This window comes from Pseudomonas sp. ASL4, from assembly GCF_056680395.1.
On sequence record NZ_CM155280.1, the window covers coordinates 2,719,275 to 2,741,763 of the forward strand.

Sequence of the window (22,489 nt, forward strand, 5' to 3'; positions counted from 1 at the left end):
GCCCGACTACAGTTGTTTATATGCAGCCGTCACGAAATTACTTTATTCATATTACTGAAAAATCCAGAACCTTGTAGAGCCTTCAGCCTCGAGCGGCGACTACAGTGCCGAGTACGATCAATGCAACTCCAAATATTTTTTGAAGTGTCAGAGGCTCGTTCAATAACCAGCCACTCAAAAAAAGCACGACGACGAAGTTCAAACTCATGAACGGATACGCGTGGCTCAAGTCAAACTTGGTCATTGCGGCCATCCACGCTAAAGAGGCGAGAAACGCAGCAGTAAAGCCCGAAAAAATAGCGGGGTCGAATAAAAGCGAAATGACAAATTTCAGTTTGTCGAACGCATCAACCGGTAATGGGCCAAATTTACTGATACGCCATTTGAGAATTAGTTGTCCGTAAACGGTAAAACCGATAGTGGCCAAAATGTAAAAATAATCAAATAGACGAGCCATCAGATCAACCTTTTAAGCGTGTCAATTTTTCCACCAATTCTGGAGCCGATCGAGAGATTTTCATAGAAATAAGAAGTGAAACCTGCGGTTTTCATTTTGGCCTGTATTTTTTCAATATCGTATTCGACACGATGTATCGTAAAATCTATTTCGTCGAGAATCGCAAAAGAAGCTTTCGGATCACCATCTCTCGGTTGCCCTACTGAGCCCGGATTACAATAAGTTTGTTCTCTACCCTTCCAAATACAGGGCACATGCGTGTGTCCTGAAGCAAAAAATTTGCCTTCAATGCGGGAAAAGTACTCTGATGACGGAACAAGGTATTCGTCCAGAGGATCCAGCCAGCCTCCGTGTACGATATTCAGTGCCCCTCTCTGGGCTTGTGGACTCAGCGAAGAAAGCCACTTTTTATTGGCTTCAGTAATGACCCCTCGTTGATAATCAAGGCATACATTTACGCTATTGGAGCGCGGGCAGCTTTCGCCTGTAGCAAGATACCAGTCGTGGTTACCCATCAAACTAAATATATTGCGCACTTGCAGCTCTTCGCAGCACTCATTGATTTCACAGTAGTAACCGCCGACATCACCCAAGCAAATGATTTCAGAGACGCCCAGCTTGTCGAGGCGAGCGAGTACTGCGCTGAGGGCGACATGATTGCCGTGGATATCAGAAATGATCCCGATCATAAACTATGAAATCCTCTATGAAGCGTGTTGCAAAACCATTTTTTATCGCGGGTTGAGAGGGCAGTAACCCATTTAGATAAAAATCCAGACACATTTCTGCTTCGTTGTACCCAAACGCGGTACGTATCGAGCTGGTAGAGGATACTCTAGGATTGATCTCCAGGAGTCTCCATTCCAATCCTTCTCTTCGAAACTGAAGGTTTGTCGGACCGATTGGCTTGAAATGAGCACACAAGCGAGACACTGCGTCGTTCAGGCTCTCGTCATTCACAATCCTTGCGTTAGCAGTGGCGCCTTCCTTTGAGAGATGGCGCTGCATACTGATGGAGGCACACACTTGCCCCTGTCCATCCCCAAAGACACCTACGGTAAATTCATCATCATCAGAGCCGATTAGAGGCTGTGCCATGAGGTGTTCACCCAGTCGCGTTTTTTCGAGCGCGAAGTCATTTTCGCTTCTGACTCTAACCAAACCCTTGGACGCATAACCGCTACGAGGTTTTAGAATGAACGGAACCTTCAATAATGTTGAAAGGCTAGCGTAATCTCCGGATAAATAGCTTGGAATCCTTGAAGGGTCATCCAGTTCAAGCAGCGCTTGATGCATTGCCCACTTATCTCGTGACAGGTCAATGAGCAGGGCGTTGTTGAGTACAAATTTGCAATTGAAAGTCAAAATTTTCTCCCGCTCATCCGATAGACGCTGAACGTCCTGCTCAATACCGGGGATAACGAGGTCGATGTGGTGTTTTTCTACAACGTCATTGAGCCAATGCAAATAGTGACTACTGTTAGTCAGCGGTGCTTGTTCAAATTTATCGCACCATGCCTGCCCGACCGCGTTGGAAAAAATGTCAGTCCCTACCAAGCGGATATCTGGCCTGGTGGCTCTTAGAGAGCGAAGCAGTCCGTACCCCATGATTGCTCCAACCCCAGTAACTAATACGGTTGTCACGAGCGCATCTCCCTTTGGTTTTTTATGCGTTTATAACCGTCTTTGATATCAATTCTGGGCCAAAAACTGATTTTCGAATACAGTTCGAAGTCGTCCGTCTGGGGTAAGTCCGCGAGATCGGGTTTATCTGTTAAAAACGTAATTTGGCCGACTGTCTCAAAAGCGCAATATGCTGCGTTGGCCATTTCACTGAGGAGGACGTGGTCGGGATGTATACAGGCGAATACACCCACTTGGCGTTGCTCTGCTACGCGAGCAATTGTTTCTGTCAGATCTAATAGGTGAATATAATTGCGTCGCGCATCATGCGCACCATAAATCTCGATAGGCTGGCCATTCTGGGCTTTGTCTGCGATCAAATATAGAAACTCTTGATGCGGGCGGCAGAGGCCTATATCGTCGTAGACCTGTGAGGGTCGGAGTATCGTCAGGTCAATGTTCCTTTCTGCACAAAACAACTGTGCCACTTCTTCGCCGTGCCGCTTTGACAGCGCATAGATTCCGAAGTAGGGATCTGCGGCAGAATAAGTTGCAAAGATGGAAGACAGCAAAATAAAGTGTTTTGCATTAACCTTGCGTGCCAATGAGCAGGCCGATAACGTTCCGACTGTATTAACCAGTTCAGCTCGGACAAAGTCTTTGTCTGTAGCGCCTCCAAAGTCTGCGGCGATATGCACCACGGCATCGAATGTCTCGCTGGGCGCAGGGCGGTTTCCCCAGTCGGTCAGATCGAAAGAGATGTCTGCTTCGCGCCGCCCAGCGAGCCTGACCTCGTGATGCTGAGCCATAAGGCGTGCTGCCAGCGATCTACCGATCACTGACGTGCTCCCGACAATCAAGATTTTCAACTGCCAACTGCCTGTACTTCAAACAATAAGCCGCAACTAAGCTCTGGATAACCAATGCCGACTTCGCACATGGCTTGAATGATTTCTGGCGTCAGTTGCAGTGAGAGAAGTTGATTGGTGGTCATCGGCTTCAAGAAGATACCTTCTTTACGCAAGACGCTGTACCCGCAATTCTCAAGCTCTGCAGATAAGCTGGTAACGGAATAGAGGCGCTCATGACCCAGCTCCAGATCACCTGCACCCAGCGCCATCATATCGTCCAATAAGCCAGCAGCATGTCCGAAACGACGGTGCAGGGATTCCCCGTTGGGTACCGCGACAAAACACCTTCCGCCGGGCGCAAGGAACTGTTTAAAGCGCTGGAGGATGGCTTCGGGGTCCGCGACGTGCTCCAAGATGAAGCCGAGAACGATGATATCGAACTTCTCATCAGGTGAGTAGTTCTCAAAGTAGGACTCTATGACAGATGCGCTGCAATCCGGGAACTGCTGATTAAACTGTTCAATAACTGATGCAGACCCATCGACCACTACGTGTCGAGAAAAAAACTGGGAGAAGCGTTGGGTTGTGTATCCATGGCCTATGCCAAGCTCCAACAAACTGTCGGCGCTCTTGCACCGGCGCATAATTCGCTCGGGATACCAATTCAGCATAATGCTATTGTCGAATGCAAACCCAAAGCCTTCACCGTAGGCAGACAAATAGCTATCGAGACGATTAGTCATGTTGATTCCTTTTGTGAAGGTTGCGAACGATATAAAGTGGTCGACGCTTTACTTCATAGAAGATTTTTGCCACGTACAGTCCGAGGACGCCCAAGAATAAAATAATGGTGCCCCCTAAAAACCACAGAGATAGCATTACAGATGTAAAACCAGAAAGCACAATCTCTGGGTTTATCAATTTTTGAATCAGTAGGTACAAACCATAAAGTACAGAACCTAGCCAGATGAGTAAGCCAGTGGAGAAAATCAAGGAAAGTGGCGCGACGCTGAATGAAGAAAAAGAATCAGCAACCTGAAGTAGCTTGCGTGACAGACTATAGGTCGACTTATGAGTCTTGGGGCGAGGCGTTTTTGTCAGAGGAAGAGGTGCTTGTGTAAAACCCGCCCATGCAAATACCCCCGCCAGGTAAAGGACTCGATCGCCTATGCTCAATAAGGCGTCCACGTAGCGTCGAGTCATTAAACGGCAGGTCATGGGGTTGTGAGGAATACGAACGTTGGACATGATATTGAGGGACGACCAGAATGCCTCCCCCAACAAATTGGATACCGCTGACGAAACCCTTTCCAATTGAACGCCAAAGACTACATCTGCCTTCGTCTCCTGCATTTTATCAACGAACAATGCTAGCCACTCAGGCTGCTCTTCAAGGTCGCAGTCCAGCAGAAAAACGTATTCGCCTTGCGTATGTTCCAGTCCCGCAACGATCGCCGCGTGATGCCCGAAATTTCTCGATAGATCCACTATTTGCAGATGGCTGTCATTGGCTTGGAGTTCAAGCGCCATTAGCAGCGAGTGGTCAGGGGATCCGTCGTTAACCAGAATGATTTCGTAGTCTTGGTCCGCGATCTGCTGCGCTGCAGCGCTGATACGGCGATAGAACTCCTCCAAAAATGGAGCAGAACGGTAGAGTGTGGAAACGATGGAAAGCTTCATGCGTCAACATGCCTCATATAGCGGTATGCGTCTTTACCGCAGTTGAACAGCAAATCAAGAATGGTGACACCATGGGTGAACTCTCCCCACAATTGTGGATACTCATCATATCCATTGTAATCAAACCAGGTGAGCTTTATCCCCGAGGTTTTAAATACTGTTTCATCAATATAGTCTTTTGCTGAGGGACCTGATATGTATTCAGTGCCGCCTGCGCTAGTACATAAGCCAGCCAAACGTTCAGTCTTACCATCGATCAAAGGGTAATCCCACGAATTACTGATTTTTGTCCTGATTCCTAGATAAAGGCAGATATGTTCAATAAGGTGCCTATTTAAAGAGGAGATATGACTGTGTTTGTTTTTTAGGTACAAAGGTTCTAACCAGCTCGCTATCTCGTCGAAATTCGCTGATTTTCGATAGTTTTGGCAGAGGATGGCCCAGTGAGTTGCTGCCCAATCATTATCATCGATTTCAGTATCGCGAATTTTCTGATGATATTTACCTTTCACCAATACCGGGACAGTCAGCCATTTGACTCCCTGTGGAGTTTTTATCTGATTCCTGTTTCTCCAGTCACGTTTGGTGTACTGCATGTCATCGTAAATAATGAATTCGTCAACAGCAGCTATCATGTCGAAATACCCCTTCCAAGGGATATAGTTGGATTGCAAAATGGCAATTTTTTTCATGGTTTTGCCTCTTTTGCTTTATAAATTTCATAGCCTGGAGCTGGTGAATCAGGCAAGCGATAAAAGTTGTTCTGGATGTATTGATAAAGTAAGGGGTAGGTGTTTTTAAAGCGTAAGTCATCCCGGCCATCCAATGCCCAATCCAGAACAAGTGCGAATTCAGGAGAGGCAGCTTTTATTCGATCAATTTCTTGATTTTGAAAATCAATTGAACGCGGCCAAAGAGCATAGATTGTCCACATGGGCGACTTACGCTCCAGTAACGGATAAGCACCTGGCCAAAAAGGCGCTACAATAAAGTTTCCGCCATCGGGGGTATATTCGGCGCTCAGTTTTCTGAGCAGGATTATGTCGTTGGCAGTATTAGGGTCGATCTTGAGCGTACTGCCTGAAATATTGATGTCCACACATTGCATGCTTGACAGGCATTGCCCGCCGGGTTGAAAGGCTGACATGACCCACAAGCTTGCAGCGCCCAGTAATAGCCCTAGAGACCATTTTTTTTTCGGTGATTGTACCGAAAGCAGCGTCAGGCACCCCACTAAAAATGGAAATACACCCTGTGCAAGGTGAGCTATGTCCGCCCGGGAGAACGCATAGTGGGTGTAAGGCAATACGAGGAAGGACGCTGCTACAAAGGTGGGTGGAACGTATCTACCTTTAAATCGTTGAAATGTTATCCAGGCAATGGACGCTATTCCGAATAAAGGTAGGCCAATAAAAAAAATACCAATAAGTAATTGGCGAATTGAATCAATTATAGAGGAGGACGCAAAATTTACTGTCCAAGGCCACGGGATCGGCAAAGGAATGTTTGTTGTTTTTATTTCAAAAAGCAAACGAATGCTTGCCTCAAACGCCGAACCAAATCCTGGGATTAATATGGCCATGAAAAATATCGGAGAGAAGCCCACCACAACACCAAGCCCCCAAAGAACGCCCCCGCGAAAAAAGCCTGGGAGGTCAATTGGTTTGATGCAGAGCCATATCATTACTCCTAGGCTGCCTATGACACCATATATGCCATGATTTCTCCCGAAAAAAGCCGCCAGGCCAACACATGCACCCGTAATAAAATAACGTAGGCGAGTCGGGTTTTCGATAAGAAAGGTCAGCGCGCCGGTCATAAATATTGATAGCGATAAATCGAATATTTTATGCCTTGGAAACATCCAGAGCGCAAAAACTATGCTGGCAAGCAAGAGGAAATAAAAAGAGTGTTTGTTATGTTGCTTGGCTGTGCGTGAAATAAGTAATAAGCCTACAAATATCCCCAGTGCCTGAAAGGACTCCAAGGATAAACGAAGCGCCATAATTCCGCTGTCTCCCATAGCACTCATGAATGCGGCCGACCAGTAATAACGACCAGGGTCGTAGGCCATGAAGTCTCTTAATGGAACTTCTCCCACCATTACACGCTGGGCACCGTACCAAAGGAAACCCTCATCCCAGAGACTGAAACCGACGTTTCCCTGCCAGGTAAATGCAATAAAAACGACAAAAGCTGACAGCGCAAGTGTCTTGAAAAGCCCATGCCGGATATTTTGATGCGTCGTGGGGGTCATTTGGTTTTCTGTACAGTAAGGAGACTATTTAGTTTGTATGACCACCAGGTCGTTGTTTTTTTCTTCGTCTTTTCTGCTGTCCGGGAAGTCCCAATTTGGTTTGATTGGCTGCGCACAACAAATACAACGGAGAGTAATACTAGAAAAAATATCACTTAGCGTTCCTTCAGACGTCCGCCCTTTGGCTGTCGCCTATGTTTTCAAAAAAAGCCCGTAATCTTAATCCGCAGGGTAGGGAACGTCACTCTTTTCGTTCACCCGCCATTTGCAGGCCACCGCTTACTAACGCAGCATTTCAGGGCTTCTTCAGCCGGTTTTTCCCGCGCACGACGGTACGATACATCGTGTACCCTTTGTCGCTTTGGCAATCACAGGTTATGTGGCGGGCTTCGTTTCGGGCGTACGCAATGGTATCGGATCGATACCTACGTGATGGCTTTCTTTGATTCCAGGCAACTCTCTGCTCCCATGGGGATTCTGCCACGTGTACCGACTTACATTTTCGGAGTGTTCTGATCAATGATTTTCTGGTGGCTCATACCGGCTGTCTGCGGCCTTTCTTTCGTTTTGACTGCAGCATTGCGTCGATATGCGCTGGCACGCAGCATGCTCGATGTGCCGAATGATCGCAGCTCACATACGGTGCCGACCCCAAGGGGCGGGGGCGTGTCAATCGTAGTGACTTTTCTGACGTCCCTGGCGGTAATGTGGGGCTGGAATTTTGTCGATACCCAGTTTTTTTTCGGCGCGGCGGGGGCTGGTTTGCTCGTGGCGGTCGTTGGCTTCATGGATGACCATGGCCATATTGCTGCCCGCTGGCGCTTGCTTGGCCATTTTGCCGGTGCTGCATGGGTCCTGGCCTGGACAGGGGGGCTTGCTCCGATCGAAGTGGCCGGGATGGTCTTGAACTTGCGCTGGGCCGGAGATTTTTTGGCGTTGTTCTATCTGGTGTGGTTGTTGAACCTTTATAACTTCATGGATGGGATTGACGGTATCGCTAGCGTCGAGGCTATCTGCGTATGCTTGTCTGCTTGTCTGCTTTACTGGGTCAGTGGGCACCAGAGCTTGATTTGGGGGCCGCTGCTATTGGCGATGTCAGTACTTGGCTTCCTGTTCTGGAATTTTCCTCCTGCAAAAATATTCATGGGCGATGCGGCGAGCGGGTTCCTTGGAATCATTCTGGGGGTGTTGTCGCTTCAGGCCGCAGCGGTCGAGCCGCGTTTTCTGTGGGTGTGGTTGATTCTGCTGGGTGTTTTTATTGTTGATGCAACGTTTACCTTGCTACGACGTCTATTGCGTGGCGACAAGGTCTATGAAGCTCATAGAAGCCACGCTTATCAGTACGCTTCGCGCCAATACGGGCGGCATTTACCAGTGACGACTGCGGTAGCCTTGATCAATGTGTTCTGGCTGTTGCCCATTGCGCTTTGCGTGACCATTTTTGGGCTGGATGGGGCGCTTGGGGTAGTAATCGCTTACATACCGTTGCTGGTAATAGCGGTTAGGTATAAGGCGGGAAAAGTGGAAGTGTTGACCGTTAAGCGCTGATCATTGGATAAATTCAGAATGGTTTCAGATTGTTCCGTACAATGACGGCTGATTTCGTCAAGGAATGGGCCTGGTCGGTTGAGGTTTATGGATAAAATACGTGCCTTTTTGTTAGGTTTGCCACGTAGGCAAAAACGATTGATTCAAGTCGCCACAGATGTTTTTCTGGTCTGGGGCTCTCTCTGGCTCGCGTTTATCGTTCGCCTCGGCATCGATGATATGTACAACCCCCTCAGGGTTCATTTCTGGCTGTTCGTCTGCGCCCCGATCATAGCCATACCGCTTTTCATACGCTTTGGCATGTATCGCGCAGTCATGCGCTACTTTGGCAATGACGCGCTGATCGCGATCGTGAAGGCCGTTAGTCTCTCTTCCCTGATCCTGGCGCTCGTCGTCTACTGGTACAGCAATCACGAAGCCGTCGTTCCCCGCTCGATCATCTTCAACTACTGGTGGCTAAGCCTCGTCATCATCGGTGGCCTGCGCTTGTGCATGCGCCAGTACTTCATGGGTGACTGGTTCACCGCCGCCCAGCACGTACCGTTTACCAACCGCGACGATGGTCTGACCAAAGTCGCCATCTACGGTGCTGGCGTAGCCGGTAACCAGCTCGTGGCCGCTCTTCGCATGGGCCGGGTAATGCGTCCGGTAGCGTTTATCGACGACGACCCCAGTATTTCTGATCGCTCAATCTCGGGGCTCCAGGTCTACAAGCCCAAACATATTCAACAGATGATCGACGTCACTGGTGCGCAGGAAATTCTCCTGGCTCTGCCTTCATCGACCCGCGCACGGCGCAGGGAGATCCTCAATCTGCTTGAAGGTTACCCCCTTCACATACGAAGCGTCCCCAACTTCACCGACTTGGCCAGTGGTCGGGTAAAGGTCGAGGATATCCAGGAAGTCGATATCGCAGACTTGCTGGGCCGCGACTCGGTACCCGCGCAACCGGACCTGCTCGCTCGTTGTATCAAGGGCAAGACAGTGATGGTAACTGGCGCAGGCGGATCGATAGGCGCGGAGCTTTGCCGGCAAATATTCTCGCTGGGTCCGACCACGCTTTTGCTGTTCGAACACAGTGAATTCAATCTCTACAGCATTCTTTCCGAGTTGGAACAGCGTGGCTGTCGCGAGTCAGTATCGGTCAAGTTGTTGCCGATCCTGGGCTCTATCCGCCATAAGGATAAACTCCTGGATGTGATGAAGACTTGGCGCGTAGACACGGTCTACCATGCCGCGGCTTACAAGCATGTGCCCATGGTCGAGCACAATATCGCCGAAGGAGTGCTCAATAACGTCATCGGTACACTCAACACGGCTCAGGCTGCTTTACAGTCGGGTGTTGCCAATTTCGTATTGATCTCTACCGACAAAGCTGTACGTCCGACTAATGTCATGGGCAGTACCAAGCGTCTCGCCGAGTTGACCCTTCAAGCTCTCAGCCGCGAAATTGCTCCCGTGTTGTTCGGCGACAAGGCCAATGTGTCGCGCGTGAACAAGACCCGATTTACCATGGTGCGCTTTGGCAATGTACTGGGCTCTTCCGGTTCAGTGATTCCGCTGTTCCACAGCCAGATCAAATCGGGTGGCCCATTGACCGTCACGCACCCGAAAATTACTCGCTACTTCATGACCATCCCCGAATCCGCACAACTGGTGATCCAGGCCGGTTCCATGGGGCAGGGTGGTGATGTTTTCGTGTTGGACATGGGCGAACCGGTAAAAATCGTCGAGCTCGCGGAGAAGATGATTCACTTGTCCGGCTTGAGTATTCGTTCTGATAAAAATCTTCAAGGCGACATCTCCATCGAGTTCACAGGGTTGCGGCCGGGCGAAAAACTCTACGAAGAATTGCTGATCGGTGACAACGTCGTGGCGACTCAGCATCCGATGATTATGAGCGCCAATGAAGATCACCTGCCATGGGACGTGCTCAAGGGGCGTTTGACGGATTTGCTTAACGCCGTTGAGCAAGACGATTACTCCCGCGTCCGTCAACTCCTGCGCGACACCGTCAGCGGCTACAACCCGGATGGCGAGATCGTCGACTGGATTTATCAGGAACGTCGTCTCGAACCCTGATTGTTTCACATCCTGTAACGTACACACTTTTGACAGCTTCATCACATCGCCTAAATTTGGGGAGCAGCTTCGGAAAAGCTGCTTTTCTCAATCGATGTCATGGAGCTTCACTTATGCGTACAGGCTATTTCTCCTCCTTGGTTTTTGCACTGCTTACCAGCGCTTCTATCGCGGCGATCGCGGCACCCGCGGCCAAGCCTGAGGCTGTCAATGCACCGATGGTGCTGGACGTTGCCGCCAAGGCGCAGGGCGAAAAAATTGATCTGAACGGTGCGGATGCCCCGACACTGCAGCGCGAACTGGCCGGCGTCGGTGAAGCCAAGGCCAAGGCGATTGTTGCGTATCGTGAGACAAACGGGCCGTTTGCATCCGTGGACGAGTTGCTGGAAGTGAAAGGGATCGGCAAGGCGATTCTGGACAGGAATCGTGAAAAGCTCCAAGTGAACTAAGCTTGTAGATCAACGCCAAGAGGCCGGTCATTGACCGGCCTTTTTGCATTCTGGCGAAAGCGTCGATGTGCTCCCTTTCGTCGGGATTTAAAAAATTACGACTATCATATGGCGTTTTGATTATGCCTATAATAAATTGCCGAAGCGCACTGGCGCTCGTCTTCCTCAAGCATTCCTCAGGAGCACAGTCATGAATTCAGTCCAGTCTCAAGGCACGGCCCTTGTTACCGGCGCCTCTTCGGGCATCGGGGCGGTTTACGCCGAGCGTTTGGCGGCCCGTGGTTTTGATTTGTTGTTGGTGGCACGCGACGAGCAGCGGCTGGAGGCGGCGGCGAGCAAGCTGCGTTCAGAGTATGGAATCAAGGTCGAAGTGCTCAAGGCAGACCTGACGCAAAAGGATGAAGTGCTCAAACTCGAGCAACGCCTGCGCAGTGATTCCAGTATCAGCCTGTTGCTCAACAACGCCGGCGTCGCGGCCGATGGTTTGTTGGCCAACGCCGATATGGAGCAACTGGAGCGCCTGATTCAGCTCAACGTCACCACGGTTACACGATTGGCCTCGGCCGCAGCCGCTAGTTTTACCAAGGCTGGGCGAGGGACGATCATCAATATCGCGTCGGTAGTCGCCTTGTTCCCTGAGCGGTTCAACGCGACTTACAGCGCCAGCAAGGCGTATGTTCTGAGTCTGACTCAGTCATTGAACACTGAACTCAATGGCACCGGGGTCCAGGTTCAAGCGGTGTTGCCTGGGGTAACACGCACCGAAATCTGGGAGCGTTCCGGTATCGACGCCAGTGGCATACCGGCGGAAATGGTCATGGAAGCAGGGGAAATGGTCGACGCTGCCTTGGCTGGTCTGGACCAGGGTGAGTTGATCACCATTCCTTCCTTGCCACAGGCCAGCGAATGGGAAGCCTTTGTTGCGGCCCGTCATGTGATGGCGCCGAACTTGTCCCGAGACAAAGCCGCCGCACGCTATAAGTGAGGCGCCATGTATCGGCTTGAGGTGAATGCGGTATGAGTGATCGTCGAGTGGTTGTAACAGGAATGGGCCTGGTGTCGCCGCTGGGTAGCGGTGTCGAGGCGGTCTGGGCGCGTTTGTTGGCCGGACGTTCCGGATTGCGGGCGTTGCCGGATGAGGTGGTTGCCGATTTGCCGGCCAAGGTCGGTGGCGCTGTGCCGACCCTGGCTGAAGATGCGGAAGCGGGTTTCGACCCGGATCGGGCAACGCTGCCCAAAGAGCAAAAGAAGATGGATCGCTTCATCCTGTTTGCCATGGAGGCCGCACGCCAGGCGCTGGAGCAAGCCGATTGGCAAGCCCTGGACGCCAACGCTCAGGAACGGACGGCGACCATCATCGGTTCGGGTGTTGGCGGTTTTGGCGCGATAGCCGATGCGGTGCGCACCACTGACAGTCGGGGGCCGCGACGTTTGTCGCCGTTCACTATTCCGTCGTTTCTGGTCAATCTCGCGGCTGGCCATGTTTCGATCCAGCATGGTTTCAAAGGCCCGTTGGGCGCACCGGTCACCGCCTGTGCGGCGGGTGTTCAGGCAATTGGTGATGCGGCGCGGCTGATTCGTTGTGGTGAGGCGGATATTGCGGTGTGCGGTGGGGCGGAAGCGGCAATCGATCGCGTCAGCTTGGCCGGTTTTGCCGCTGCCCGGGCCTTGTCCAGCGGCTTCAACGAGACTCCGGAGCGCGCCTCGCGGCCGTTCGACAGTGGTCGCGATGGCTTTGTGATGGGGGAGGGCTCCGGTCTTCTGGTGATCGAATCCCTTGAACACGCGTTAGCTCGTGGTGCTCAGCCCATCGCGGAACTGGTCGGCTACGGCACCAGCGCTGATGCCTATCACCTGACTGCTGGCCCCGAGGATGGCAGCGGAGCGCGTCGGGCGATGTCGTTGGCATTGGCGCAGGCAGGCATTTCGCCGGCGCAGGTCCAGCACCTCAATGCACACGCTACCTCGACACCCGTCGGTGATTTGGGTGAGTTGGCAGCGATCAAGTCGTTGTTCGGGACGGATAACAAGATTGCAGTGACATCGACCAAGTCGGCTACCGGACATCTGCTTGGTGCGGCCGGCGGGATCGAGGCGATCTTCACGCTGTTGGCTATCCGAGATCAGATCGTTCCCGCCACCCTCAATTTCGATAGCCCGGATCCGGCGGCGCAAGGGGTGGACATCGTCCATGGCCAGGCACGTTCGATGCCTATCGAATACGCGCTGTCCAACGGCTTCGGATTTGGGGGGGTAAATGCCAGCGTATTGTTCAAGCGCTGGCAGGGCTAGTCTTTGGACTGCTTGAGGTGATCGCGAGTGACGTCGAGAATCCGCTGAGCCAGCTCGGTGTTCTCGACACTGCGAGAGAGCAGCAGTGCGCCAATCAGGGTCGACATGATAACGATGCTGCGCTCGGCGGCATCTTCGCCTTCAAGGGTGCCTTGCACCTGTTCGAGTCGTGCATTGAGCACCGTATCGCTGGTCGGGCTCGGCTGCCCGCGCAGCCCGAGCTCCGACGACATGGTTGGCAGCGGGCACCCTTCATGGGGCGATGTCTGGTGCCATTCGGACAAATAGGTGTCGATGAACGCGTCCAGCGGATGCTCCGACGCGAACAGCTCGGCGCACAATCCCTCGACTTCTTCGCCAGCGGCCACCAAGGCCTTTTCAACCAGTTCATCCTTGGATTTGAAGTGTGAGTAAAAGCCGCCATGGGTAAGGCCCAGCGCTTTCATCAGCGGTTGCAAGCCAGTCGCACCGATACCGTCGCGGCGAAAGCGTGCTGATGCTTCCTTGATGATGCGTTGGTGGGTCTGGGCTTTATGGTCCTGCGAGTAACGCATCTTTATTCTCCACAACAATGCGCCATATTAACCAATGAATGTTGAATGGTGACTGTACTTCTACTTCTAAAAAGCATGCAGATGCGTCTGACTGGGTCCAGAGGTGTCCAGCTACTTGGCATGAATAATGATTACTCTCTCGTCAACGATTGTTGAACAATCATGAGGCGATGAGCATGAACAGCGGACTGTCCCTGGCTGACCACATCACCCGGGAGTTGCGCGCCGACATCATTGGCGGTCGCTTGCTACCGGGCATGGCGCTAGTGGAAAACGATCTGGTGTCGGCCTACAACGCATCGCGCAATACCATTCGCGAAGCGCTGCACCGTCTGGGGCAGGAAGGGCTGACGCGCTATGTGCGCAACAAAGGCGTGATGGTGCGCAGGGTCGGTGTCGAAGACGTGCGGGATCTGTTCAACGTGCGCCGTACCCTGGAATTGCAAGCCATCAGCGCCAGCCAACCGCTGCGTGAGTACCAGTCGGACCGGATGCTCGAAGCCCTGGAGGCCACCGAACTGGCTCGGGATCGTGAAGACTGGCGCGCGGTCGGTACCTATAGCCTGGCCTTTCATCAACACATCGTCGGGTTGTTGCGTAGCCCCTTGTTCGACGAGTTCTTCACCAACGTCGTCGCCCAACTGCGCCTGGTGTTTTGCAGCGCCCCCGATGAATCGCGTTTTCAAGCGCCGTGGCTGGCCCGCGACCGTTTGATCCACGACTTGCTGGCAGACGGTGACAAAGCGCTGGCTCTGGATGAAATGAGCCTGTATCTCGACGATTCCGAGCAACTGCTGTTGCAGATGCTGACCCCTGTTTCCCATCACTGATCGAGGATTCGAGCCATGTACAAAGACTATCCGGCGGCCTATCAAGTCAGCAAAGGCTCGGCCTTGCAGGTCGACAAGGCGTTCTATGAACGAGTCCGCGATGCGAAGGACGGGCGCACGCTGATCGAGCAATTCGAAGTGCCGATCCGCACCGGGCGCGCCTGGCATGTGCCGGCCGGGCATGTGTTTCGGGTGACCACGCCGGTCGGCCCGCAGGTCGGGGATTTCAACGTCTGGAATGCCCATGACCCACGGGAACGTCTGTGGGCCGCGCGCACCCGCCAGTTGCAGGGTGCCCACGTCAGTACTCATGACCGTCTGTGGTCGAACCTGCCGTTTTTACGTCCGCTGGTGACTATCACCGATGACAGCCTGGCGGGATACGGCATCGACGAGCACGGTGGCCGGCTGCACGATTTGCTGGGCACGCGCTGCGATCCGTATGTGAACAAAATGCTCACCGGCGAAGACTTCCATCATCACTGCCATTCGAACCTGACCCGCGCCGTGTTGCCCCATGGCCTGACCGAGTTCGACGTGCATGACGTGCTGAATATCTTCCAGTGCACCGGCCTTAACCACGACGACATGTATTTCATGAAGGCCTGCCCGGCGCAGAAGGGCGACTACCTGGAGTTCTTTGCCGAAATCGATTTGTTGTGCGCGCTGTCGACCTGCCCGGGTGGCGACCTGTCTCTGGCCATGTGGGGGCCGGATGCGCAGGATCCGCTGAGCGTGTGTCGCCCGTTGGGGGTGGAGATTTATCGGTTGGAGGATTCGTTGCTCGAAGGCTGGAGCCAGCCTGAACGTGCTGCATATAAAGGGCTGCATGGCTTGCATATCGCCAAGGCCGATTGGGAAAAGTAGCCGTGCTTTTGTGGCGAGGGAGCTTGCACCCGTACGGCTGCGAAGCAGCCGTCAGGCCTATACATGCGTATGTCTGCAAGAAAGGAGGCGGCGGTTTTAGGGCCGCTGCGCGACCCAGCGCGAGCAAGCTCCCTCGCCACAGGGATTTGTGTTGAGACCAATAGCAAACCCCACCTGCAAGAGTGGGGTTTTTCGTTTAGCGGTCCTGCGCTTCCTTGGCATCCATTTCCGCATTGCGTTCGGCGACGCGTTTACGTTGCTCTTCGGTCATATCGACCTTGGTGGCGGTGTCGCGCAACATCATCAAACCACCAACGATCGAGCCGATTGCAACGACCAGAATCAACCAGGCATACCAGGGCATAGGGCTCTCCTTGAGGGCAGGCCGGTTGACGGATTTCGCCAACCGATCGTGCATACCACTTTGAGCGATGGAAAATCGCAGTGGTTCCATTCTATGCCTGTTATGCCTCGTTCACCTGCATGGTGTCACGGTCGCCCGAAACACCCTTGTAGGAGCTGCCGAAGGGTGTGTTGCCACCCTAGGATCGGGTGGCTCGGCATGTCAGAGCCCGGTCAGCATCGCATCTGCTGGCGCATCGGCACGCAATTGTGCGGTGAGCATGAAGTACACGAATCCCACCGCCATGAAGCCGAGGAAGATCACCCCGATCAATGCGTTGAACCAGGCCATCGCCACCAGGCACACCACCGCCAGCACCAGCGCAATCATCGGCACCAGCGGATAGCACGGCGCGCGGAAAGTCCGTTCCAGGTTCGGCTCGGTTTTACGCAGTTTGAACAGGCTGAGCATGCTCATGATGTACATCACAATCGCGCCGAACACCGCGATGGTGATCATCGCCGCCGTCAGCGTCATGCCGCCGAGGTTGATCAAGCCGTCGCTGTAAATCGCTGCGATGCCGATCAGGCCGCCGGCAATAATCGCCCGGTGCGGGGTTTGGAAGCGTGACAGCTTGGCCAGGGATTTCGGCAAGTAACCGGCCCGAGCAAGGGCAAAGAACTGCCGCGAGTAGCCAAGAATGATCCCGTGGAAACTCGCCACCAAACCGAACAGACCAATCCACACCAGCATGTGCAACCAGCCGGAGCTTTCGCCAACCACCGCTTTCATCGCTTGCGGTAGCGGGTCGTTGATGTTCGACAGGGTGCGCCAGTCACCGACGCCACCGGCAAAGAACATCACGCCCATGGCCAGCAGCACCAGGGTCAGGATACCGCTGATGTAGGCTTTCGGAATCGTGCGTTTCGGGTCCTTGGCTTCTTCGGCCGCCATTGCCGCGCCTTCGATGGCCAGGAAAAACCAGATCGCAAACGGGATCGCCGCAAACATCCCGGCAATCGCCGGCATGCTGAACACATCGGAACCGGCCCAGCCGTTAAGGGCAAAGTTGCTGAAGCTGAACGCCGGGGCGACCACGCCCATAAACACCAGCAGTTCGGCCACGGCCAATACGCAGACCACCAGTTCGAACGTCGCCGCCAGTTTCACTCCGAGGATGTTCAGGCCCATAAACACGATGTAGGCGCCGACGGCTGCGTGTTTCGGATCAAGCGCTGGAAACTGCACATTCAGGTACGCGCCAATCGCCAAGGCGATCGCGGGCGGGGCGAAGACAAATTCGATCAGTGTCGCCATCCCGGCGATCAATCCGCCTTTCTCGCCAAAGGCGCGGCGGCTGTAGGCAAAGGGACCGCCGGCATGGGGAATCGCCGTGGTCAGTTCGGTGAAGCTGAAGATGAAGCAGGTGTACATGGTGGCGACCATAAAGGAAGTCACCAGAAAGCCCAATGTCCCGGCCACGCCCCAGCCGTAACTCCAGCCAAAGTACTCACCGGAAATCACCAGCCCGACGGCGATGCCCCACAAGTGCAGCGTGCCCAGCGTGGGTTTGAGTTGTGTGTTCATGCGTTGCTCCCTGAACGGTTTGGAAAGCTCGGGGGAGGGCTTTGCAGTGGGCGTGCCATTTTGTATTTGTGCGTCGTAAAGGGGTGAAAGCTGTCGTATCGGGGATGATCGCCGCGCGATGGCCTGTTTTTGTGCGCCAGTTGGGGGCGGTGTCGTCATTTATGCCGCCATCGCGAGCAAGCTCGCTCCCACAGTTGGAATGCGTTCGCCCAAACAACACCGATCCCTGTGGGAGCGAGCTTGCTCGCGATGGCGTCCGCCCCAACCCCGCTGTAACGCCGGCATAAAGCCACTCTTTACGCTTTCTTTATGCCCCGTCACACCCCTCGGTCTCGTTCCTTTACAGCCACCCTGCGGACAATGACTCCACACGCGGCAATACGCCGTAACACGGAGAACTTCCATGAGCGTTCTGGACGGGGTGTCACTGCTACTGGCAGTGGGGCTGTTCATTTATCTGTTGGTTGCGCTGTTGCGCGCGGATCGGAACTAGGAGCGGCTATGCACAGTTATGACTATTGGCTGATCCTGGCCTTCTTCGCCCTGGTGCTGATTCCGGCACCGTTTCTGGGGCGTTTTTACTACAAGGTGATGGAGGGGCAGCGCACTTGGCTGTCACCGATCCTTGGCCCGGTGGAGCGCGGCTGTTATCGCGTAGCCGGGGTAGACCCGCAGGCAGAACAGAGCTGGCAGAAATACACCCTGGCCTTGCTCGCCTTCAACCTTGCGGGCTTCTTGCTGTTGTTCGCGATCCTGTTGTTCCAGGACCACTTGCCGCTCAACCCGCAAAACCTGCCGGGTCAAGAGTGGACGCTGGCGTTCAACACCGCCATCAGCTTCATGACCAACACCAACTGGCAGTCCTACAGCGGTGAAGCGTCCTTGAGCTACCTGAGTCAGATGGCCGGCCTCACCGTGCAGAACTTCGTCAGCGCCGCCACCGGCCTCGCCGTGCTGGTTGCCCTGTGCCGCGGTATCGGTCGCAAGTCCACCAAGACCTTGGGTAACTTCTGGGTCGACATGACCCGTGCCACCCTCTACGGCCTGCTGCCAATCTGCTTGCTGCTGGCGCTGTATCTGGTCTGGCAGGGCGTGCCACAAACCTTCGCGCACTACGTGAATGCCGTGACCATGCAAGGCGTCGATCAAGTGATCCCGCTTGGCCCGGCCGCCAGCCAGATTGCGATCAAGCAACTGGGCACCAACGGTGGTGGCTTCTTCGGCGTGAACTCGGCGCATCCGTTCGAGAACCCGACTGCCTGGAGCAACCTGTTTGAAATGGGTTCGATCATCCTGATCCCGGTCGCCCTGGTGTTCACCTTCGGTCATTACGTGAAAGACCTGCGTCAGAGCCGCGCGATCATCGCCTGCATGCTGGCGCTGTTCCTGATCGGCGGCGCGACGTCGATGTGGGCTGAATACCAACCCAACCCTGCGCTGACCAACGCTGCCGTCGAACAGACCGCACCGCTGGAAGGCAAGGAGGCGCGCTTCGGTACCACGGCCACCGTGCTCTGGTCGGTGACTACCACCGCGGCGTCCAACGGTTCGGTCAACGGCATGCATGACAGCCTTAACCCGCTGAGCGGCATGGTCGCACTGGTCAACATGATGGTCGGCGAAGTGATCTTCGGCGGCGTCGGTGCCGGGCTCTACGGCATGTTGCTGAACGTGTTGATCGCGGTGTTCCTCGCCGGCCTGATGATCGGCCGCACACCGGAATACCTCGGCAAGAAACTTCAAGCCAAGGAAGTGCAATTGTTGGTCGTGACCTTGCTGGTGATGCCGGTCGGCGTGCTGGTGCTGGGTGCAATCGCCGCCAGCCTGCCGGGACCTGCCGGTGCCATCAGTAACCCTGGCCCGCATGGTTTCAGTCAGTTGCTGTACGCCTACACCTCGGCCAGTGCCAACAACGGTTCGGCATTCGGCGGTCTGAGTGCCAACACCCCGTTCCACAACCTGATGCTCGGTCTTGGCATGTTGATCGGTCGCTTCGGTTACATCCTCCCGGTTCTGGCATTGGCCGGCAGCCTGGCGATGAAGAAAACCGCACCGATTGGCCAGAACAGCTTCCCGACGCATGGCCCGTTGTTCGTGACCTTGTTGACTGTGACCATTTTGCTCGTGGGTGGCCTGACCTTCTTGCCGACGTTGGCGCTGGGTCCGATTGCCGAACACTTGAGCATGGGCTTCTAAGGAATCAATGAATGAATATGCCCGTAAATAAACCGGTGATCGTCAAGGCGCCGGAACAACCGAAAACTGCGATGTCGGCCCTGTGGCGCCCGGCGCTGGTGCAAGCCTTCGTCAAGCTCGACCCTCGGCAATTGCAGCGTGCGCCGGTGATGCTGGTGGTCGAACTGACCGCCATCCTGACCACCGTGCTGTGCTTCATTCCCGACGGCAGCGTGCCGACCTTCGTCGCGGCGCAAATCGCGCTGTGGCTGTGGTTTACCGTGCTGTTCGCGAACTTCGCCGAAGCCTTGGCCGAAGGTCGGGGCAAGGCCCGCGCCGACAGCCTCAAGGCCGGCAGCGAAGGCTTGAGTGCCCGCCGCAAAACCTCCAACGGCACCTTTCAAGTGGTGCCGGCCACCAGCCTGCGCAAGGATGATGTGGTGCGCGTCGAAGCCGGGGAAATGATCCCCGGCGACGGCGAGGTGATTGAAGGCATCGCCGCGGTCAACGAAGCTGCAATTACCGGTGAGTCCGCGCCGGTGATTCGTGAGTCCGGCGGTGACCGTTCGGCCGTCACCGGCAACACCCGCCTGGTCTCCGACTGGCTGCTGATACGCATTACTGCCAACCCTGGCGAGTCGACCCTCGATCGCATGATCGCTCTGGTCGAAGGCGCCAAACGTCAGAAAACCCCGAACGAAGTGGCGCTCGACATCCTGCTGATCGGCCTGACGCTGATCTTCCTGCTGGTGGTCGTCACCCTGCAACCGTTCGCCCACTTCGCCAACGGCAGCCTGCCGCTGGTGTTCCTGGTGGCGTTGTTGGTCACGCTGATTCCGACCACCATCGGCGGCCTGCTTTCCGCCATCGGTATCGCCGGCATGGACCGCCTGGTTCGCTTGAATGTGATCGCCAAATCCGGTCGCGCCGTGGAAGCGGCGGGGGACGTGCACGTCCTGCTGCTGGACAAGACCGGCACCATCACCTTCGGTAACCGTCGTTGCACCGCCGTTTACGCGGCACCGGGTGTTACCGCCAAGGAACTGGCCGAAGGTGCGTTGTTTGCCTCGCTGGCCGACGACACGGCTGAAGGCAAATCCATCGTCGAGTACCTGCGTGGCCTGCATCCGCAGCCAGAGCCAAGCCCTGAGCTGCTGACGGCGGTGCCGTTCAGCGCCGAAACTCGCCTGTCCGGTGTCGACTATCAAGGCCGCGTGTATCGCAAAGGCGCGGTGGATTCATTGCTGGCCTTCGTCGGTCTGAAACGTGCTGATTTGGCGCCGTCGCTGTCCCGGGAAATCGACAAGATCGCCCAGAGCGGTGGCACTCCGTTGCTGGTCTGCGCCGAAGGCAAACTGCTCGGTGCGATCCACCTCAAGGACGTGGTCAAGCCTGGCATTCGTGAGCGTTTTGCCGAGCTGCGCAAACTGGGGATTCGCACCGTCATGGTGACCGGCGACAACCCGCTGACCGCTGCAGCGATTGCGGCTGAAGCGGGCGTCGATGACGTGCTGGCCGAAGCCACCCCGGAGAAAAAACTGGCGCGTATTCGTCACGAGCAAAACGACGGTCGACTGGTCGCCATGTGCGGCGACGGCGCCAACGATGCCCCGGCCCTGGCCCAGGCAGACGTCGGCATGGCAATGAACGACGGGACGCAAGCGGCACGTGAGGCGGCGAACATGGTCGACCTCGACAGCGACCCAACGAAGTTGCTGGACGTGGTGCAGATCGGCAAGGAATTGCTGGTGACTCGCGGCGCGCTGACGACCTTCTCCATCGCCAACGACGTGGCCAAGTACTTCGCCATCCTGCCGGCGCTGTTCGCTTCGATCTACCCGCAACTCGGTGTGCTGAACGTCATGCATTTGACCAGCCCGCAGAGCGCGATCCTCTCGGCGATTGTGTTCAACGCCTTGATCATCGTCGTGCTGATTCCCCTGGCCCTGCGCGGCGTGCGGGTGCAGGCGGCGAGCGCGGCGGCGTTGCTGCGTCGCAACCTGCTGATCTACGGCTTGGGCGGGCTTCTGGTGCCGTTCGTGGGCATCAAGGCGATCGACATGGTGTTGACGGCGTTGCATTTGGTTTAACAGTTAACGGGTGGGTGGGAGCTGCTTTTTGTGGCGAGGGAGCTTGCTCCCGCTGGGCTGCGGAGCAGCCCTTTCCCAGCCTCCGCGTTTGTTCAGGCAAAGCGCATTCGCCGGGTTGACGACTGCTTCGCAGCCGAACGGGAGCAAGCTCCCTCGCCACAGGTGATGTGTGTGCCTTCACAGTATTTTCCGAATTCGAGGATTTTGAAATGTCCACAATGATACGTCCGGCCCTGAGCCTGCTGGTCCTGATGACGCTGATCACTGGCGTCGCTTACCCCTTGGTGGTCACCGGCGTGGCTCAGGTCGCCTTCCCGGACCAGGCCAATGGCAGCCTGGTGCGTGACGCCGACGGCAAGGTCCGTGGCTCGTCGCTGATTGCCCAGGATTTCGTCGGCGACGCCTGGTTCCATCCACGGCCATCGGCAGGTGCGTTTGCCACCGTGTCGAGCAGCGCCAGCAACCTCTCGCCGAGCAACCCGGCGCTGGCCACTCGAGTGATCGACGATGCCAACAAACTGATCGTGCCAGGCCAGGGCCCGGTGCCGTTGGCGATGCTGACCACCTCCGGCAGCGGCCTCGATCCACACTTGCCACCGGCAGCGATTGCCTATCAACTGGCGCGTGTTGCAGCTGCGCGTAACTTGCCGGTGGCGACGGTTGAACAACTGATGAATGCAAACATCGAGCGACCATTGGTGGGGCCACCGGTGGTTAATGTGTTGGCGTTGAACATCGCGCTGGAAAAACTGTAAATCGGTGGCGCGGCCATTCGCGAGCAAGCCCGCTCCCACATTGGAATGC

The 22,489-nt window shown here is 55.1% G+C and carries 22 protein-coding genes; 11 read left to right on the plus strand and 11 right to left on the minus strand.

Annotation, left to right across the window (positions count from 1 at the left end; translation table 11 throughout):
• Positions 1–82: 82 nt before the first annotated feature.
• The 8 genes from AC1MEW_RS12360 to AC1MEW_RS12395 are packed head-to-tail and all read right to left on the minus strand — an operon-like array spanning position 83 to position 6,868.
• Positions 83–457: an EamA family transporter gene (locus AC1MEW_RS12360; RefSeq protein WP_480426426.1), complete on the minus strand. Its 375-nt coding sequence runs from the start codon at positions 455–457 to the stop codon at positions 83–85.
• Positions 457–1,146, minus strand: coding sequence for a metallophosphoesterase family protein (locus AC1MEW_RS12365; protein ID WP_480426428.1), 690 nt, complete (start codon positions 1,144–1,146; stop codon positions 457–459). Before AC1MEW_RS12365 ends, AC1MEW_RS12360 begins: the two co-directional genes overlap by 1 nt.
• On the minus strand, positions 1,127–2,101 hold the full coding sequence (locus AC1MEW_RS12370) for an ATP-grasp domain-containing protein (protein ID WP_480426430.1): 975 nt from the start codon (positions 2,099–2,101) through the stop codon (positions 1,127–1,129). Before AC1MEW_RS12370 ends, AC1MEW_RS12365 begins: the two co-directional genes overlap by 20 nt.
• Positions 2,098–2,949: an NAD-dependent epimerase/dehydratase family protein gene (locus AC1MEW_RS12375; protein WP_480426432.1), complete on the minus strand. Its 852-nt coding sequence runs from the start codon at positions 2,947–2,949 to the stop codon at positions 2,098–2,100. Before AC1MEW_RS12375 ends, AC1MEW_RS12370 begins: the two co-directional genes overlap by 4 nt.
• Entirely contained in the window at positions 2,946–3,674 is a 729-nt protein-coding gene (locus tag AC1MEW_RS12380; protein ID WP_480426434.1) for a class I SAM-dependent methyltransferase, read from the minus strand. Before AC1MEW_RS12380 ends, AC1MEW_RS12375 begins: the two co-directional genes overlap by 4 nt.
• Complete coding sequence (locus AC1MEW_RS12385) at positions 3,667–4,611, minus strand: glycosyltransferase family 2 protein (protein ID WP_480426436.1); 945 nt, start codon at positions 4,609–4,611, stop codon at positions 3,667–3,669. The genes AC1MEW_RS12380 and AC1MEW_RS12385 overlap by 8 nt, the downstream gene beginning before the upstream one ends.
• Positions 4,608–5,303: a WbqC family protein gene (locus tag AC1MEW_RS12390; protein ID WP_480426439.1), complete on the minus strand. Its 696-nt coding sequence runs from the start codon at positions 5,301–5,303 to the stop codon at positions 4,608–4,610. Before AC1MEW_RS12390 ends, AC1MEW_RS12385 begins: the two co-directional genes overlap by 4 nt.
• Entirely contained in the window at positions 5,300–6,868 is a 1,569-nt protein-coding gene (locus AC1MEW_RS12395; protein WP_480426441.1) for a hypothetical protein, read from the minus strand. Before AC1MEW_RS12395 ends, AC1MEW_RS12390 begins: the two co-directional genes overlap by 4 nt.
• A 519-nt stretch (positions 6,869–7,387) precedes the next feature.
• On the opposite strand from AC1MEW_RS12395, the gene AC1MEW_RS12400 reads away from it, so the two are divergent.
• The 5 genes from AC1MEW_RS12400 (at position 7,388) to fabF (ending at position 13,239) form a co-directional block, all read left to right on the plus strand.
• The gene (locus AC1MEW_RS12400; RefSeq protein WP_480426443.1) at positions 7,388–8,416 is read left to right on the plus strand and encodes an MraY family glycosyltransferase; all 1,029 of its coding nucleotides are present in this window, start codon (positions 7,388–7,390) and stop codon (positions 8,414–8,416) included.
• 87 nt (positions 8,417–8,503) lie between these two features.
• Positions 8,504–10,498: a polysaccharide biosynthesis protein gene (locus AC1MEW_RS12405; RefSeq protein WP_480426445.1), complete on the plus strand. Its 1,995-nt coding sequence runs from the start codon at positions 8,504–8,506 to the stop codon at positions 10,496–10,498.
• Positions 10,499–10,611: 113 nt separating this feature from the next.
• Entirely contained in the window at positions 10,612–10,947 is a 336-nt protein-coding gene (locus tag AC1MEW_RS12410; RefSeq protein ID WP_201256587.1) for a ComEA family DNA-binding protein, read from the plus strand.
• 190 nt (positions 10,948–11,137) lie between these two features.
• Entirely contained in the window at positions 11,138–11,932 is a 795-nt protein-coding gene (locus tag AC1MEW_RS12415) for an SDR family NAD(P)-dependent oxidoreductase (protein WP_480426447.1), read from the plus strand.
• 32 nt (positions 11,933–11,964) lie between these two features.
• Entirely contained in the window at positions 11,965–13,239 is a 1,275-nt protein-coding gene (gene fabF / locus AC1MEW_RS12420; RefSeq protein ID WP_201256589.1) for a beta-ketoacyl-ACP synthase II, read from the plus strand.
• On the opposite strand, the gene AC1MEW_RS12425 is transcribed toward fabF, so the two are convergent.
• Positions 13,236–13,793, minus strand: a complete 558-nt coding sequence (locus AC1MEW_RS12425; RefSeq protein WP_322269253.1) for a TetR/AcrR family transcriptional regulator — start codon at positions 13,791–13,793, stop codon at positions 13,236–13,238. The two genes, fabF and AC1MEW_RS12425, sit on opposite strands and share 4 nt — an antisense overlap.
• Positions 13,794–13,969: 176 nt before the next feature.
• Here AC1MEW_RS12425 and AC1MEW_RS12430 point away from each other — a divergent pair, with 176 nt between their 5' ends.
• Both AC1MEW_RS12430 and AC1MEW_RS12435 read left to right on the plus strand, forming a co-directional pair.
• A complete protein-coding gene (locus tag AC1MEW_RS12430) occupies positions 13,970–14,623 on the plus strand; it encodes a GntR family transcriptional regulator (protein ID WP_480426450.1) in 654 nt (217 codons plus the stop codon).
• Between the two features lie 15 nt (positions 14,624–14,638).
• A complete protein-coding gene (locus AC1MEW_RS12435) occupies positions 14,639–15,490 on the plus strand; it encodes an urea carboxylase-associated family protein (RefSeq protein ID WP_322269250.1) in 852 nt (283 codons plus the stop codon).
• 196 nt (positions 15,491–15,686) lie between these two features.
• Here the strand turns inward: AC1MEW_RS12435 and AC1MEW_RS12440 are convergent, their stop codons facing one another.
• Both AC1MEW_RS12440 and eat read right to left on the minus strand, forming a co-directional pair.
• Positions 15,687–15,854 carry a DUF2897 family protein gene (locus tag AC1MEW_RS12440; RefSeq protein WP_123406749.1) on the minus strand — a complete coding sequence of 56 codons (168 nt, stop codon included), beginning with the start codon at positions 15,852–15,854 and terminating at the stop codon, positions 15,687–15,689.
• Positions 15,855–16,055: 201 nt separating this feature from the next.
• Positions 16,056–17,420 carry an ethanolamine permease gene (gene eat, locus AC1MEW_RS12445; protein WP_201256593.1) on the minus strand — a complete coding sequence of 455 codons (1,365 nt, stop codon included), beginning with the start codon at positions 17,418–17,420 and terminating at the stop codon, positions 16,056–16,058.
• Between the two features lie 403 nt (positions 17,421–17,823).
• Between eat and kdpF the strand changes: the two genes are divergently transcribed.
• The 4 genes from kdpF to kdpC all read left to right on the plus strand — a co-directional run bounded on the left by kdpF (position 17,824) and on the right by kdpC (position 22,440).
• Positions 17,824–17,913, plus strand: a complete 90-nt coding sequence (kdpF, locus tag AC1MEW_RS12450) for a K(+)-transporting ATPase subunit F (protein WP_007899818.1) — start codon at positions 17,824–17,826, stop codon at positions 17,911–17,913.
• Positions 17,914–17,921: 8 nt separating this feature from the next.
• Entirely contained in the window at positions 17,922–19,616 is a 1,695-nt protein-coding gene (gene kdpA / locus AC1MEW_RS12455; RefSeq protein ID WP_480426453.1) for a potassium-transporting ATPase subunit KdpA, read from the plus strand.
• Between the two features lie 11 nt (positions 19,617–19,627).
• Positions 19,628–21,685, plus strand: coding sequence for a potassium-transporting ATPase subunit KdpB (kdpB, locus tag AC1MEW_RS12460; RefSeq protein ID WP_480426455.1), 2,058 nt, complete (start codon positions 19,628–19,630; stop codon positions 21,683–21,685).
• Between the two features lie 209 nt (positions 21,686–21,894).
• Positions 21,895–22,440: a potassium-transporting ATPase subunit KdpC gene (gene kdpC / locus AC1MEW_RS12465; RefSeq protein ID WP_201205555.1), complete on the plus strand. Its 546-nt coding sequence runs from the start codon at positions 21,895–21,897 to the stop codon at positions 22,438–22,440.
• Positions 22,441–22,489 lie beyond the last annotated feature (49 nt).

Bases quoted from the DNA above. Each gene is read 5' to 3' on its own strand.
- AC1MEW_RS12390 (WP_480426439.1), bottom strand. From the start codon at position 5,303: ATGAAAAAAATTGCCATTTTGCAATCCAACTATATCCCTTGGAAGGGG.
- AC1MEW_RS12395 (WP_480426441.1), bottom strand. From the start codon at position 6,868: ATGACCCCCACGACGCATCAAAATATCCGGCATGGGCTTTTCAAGACA.
- AC1MEW_RS12360 (WP_480426426.1), bottom strand. From the start codon at position 457: ATGGCTCGTCTATTTGATTATTTTTACATTTTGGCCACTATCGGTTTT.
- kdpF (WP_007899818.1), top strand. From the start codon at position 17,824: ATGAGCGTTCTGGACGGGGTGTCACTGCTACTGGCAGTGGGGCTGTTC.
- AC1MEW_RS12435 (WP_322269250.1), top strand. From the start codon at position 14,639: ATGTACAAAGACTATCCGGCGGCCTATCAAGTCAGCAAAGGCTCGGCC.
- AC1MEW_RS12415 (WP_480426447.1), top strand. From the start codon at position 11,138: ATGAATTCAGTCCAGTCTCAAGGCACGGCCCTTGTTACCGGCGCCTCT.
- AC1MEW_RS12400 (WP_480426443.1), top strand. From the start codon at position 7,388: ATGATTTTCTGGTGGCTCATACCGGCTGTCTGCGGCCTTTCTTTCGTT.
- AC1MEW_RS12440 (WP_123406749.1), bottom strand. From the start codon at position 15,854: ATGCCCTGGTATGCCTGGTTGATTCTGGTCGTTGCAATCGGCTCGATC.
- kdpB (WP_480426455.1), top strand. From the start codon at position 19,628: ATGAATATGCCCGTAAATAAACCGGTGATCGTCAAGGCGCCGGAACAA.
- AC1MEW_RS12365 (WP_480426428.1), bottom strand. From the start codon at position 1,146: ATGATCGGGATCATTTCTGATATCCACGGCAATCATGTCGCCCTCAGC.
- AC1MEW_RS12405 (WP_480426445.1), top strand. From the start codon at position 8,504: ATGGATAAAATACGTGCCTTTTTGTTAGGTTTGCCACGTAGGCAAAAA.
- kdpC (WP_201205555.1), top strand. From the start codon at position 21,895: ATGTCCACAATGATACGTCCGGCCCTGAGCCTGCTGGTCCTGATGACG.
- kdpA (WP_480426453.1), top strand. From the start codon at position 17,922: ATGCACAGTTATGACTATTGGCTGATCCTGGCCTTCTTCGCCCTGGTG.
- eat (WP_201256593.1), bottom strand. From the start codon at position 17,420: ATGAACACACAACTCAAACCCACGCTGGGCACGCTGCACTTGTGGGGC.
- AC1MEW_RS12410 (WP_201256587.1), top strand. From the start codon at position 10,612: ATGCGTACAGGCTATTTCTCCTCCTTGGTTTTTGCACTGCTTACCAGC.
- AC1MEW_RS12430 (WP_480426450.1), top strand. From the start codon at position 13,970: ATGAACAGCGGACTGTCCCTGGCTGACCACATCACCCGGGAGTTGCGC.
- fabF (WP_201256589.1), top strand. From the start codon at position 11,965: ATGAGTGATCGTCGAGTGGTTGTAACAGGAATGGGCCTGGTGTCGCCG.
- AC1MEW_RS12380 (WP_480426434.1), bottom strand. From the start codon at position 3,674: ATGACTAATCGTCTCGATAGCTATTTGTCTGCCTACGGTGAAGGCTTT.
- AC1MEW_RS12385 (WP_480426436.1), bottom strand. From the start codon at position 4,611: ATGAAGCTTTCCATCGTTTCCACACTCTACCGTTCTGCTCCATTTTTG.
- AC1MEW_RS12425 (WP_322269253.1), bottom strand. From the start codon at position 13,793: ATGCGTTACTCGCAGGACCATAAAGCCCAGACCCACCAACGCATCATC.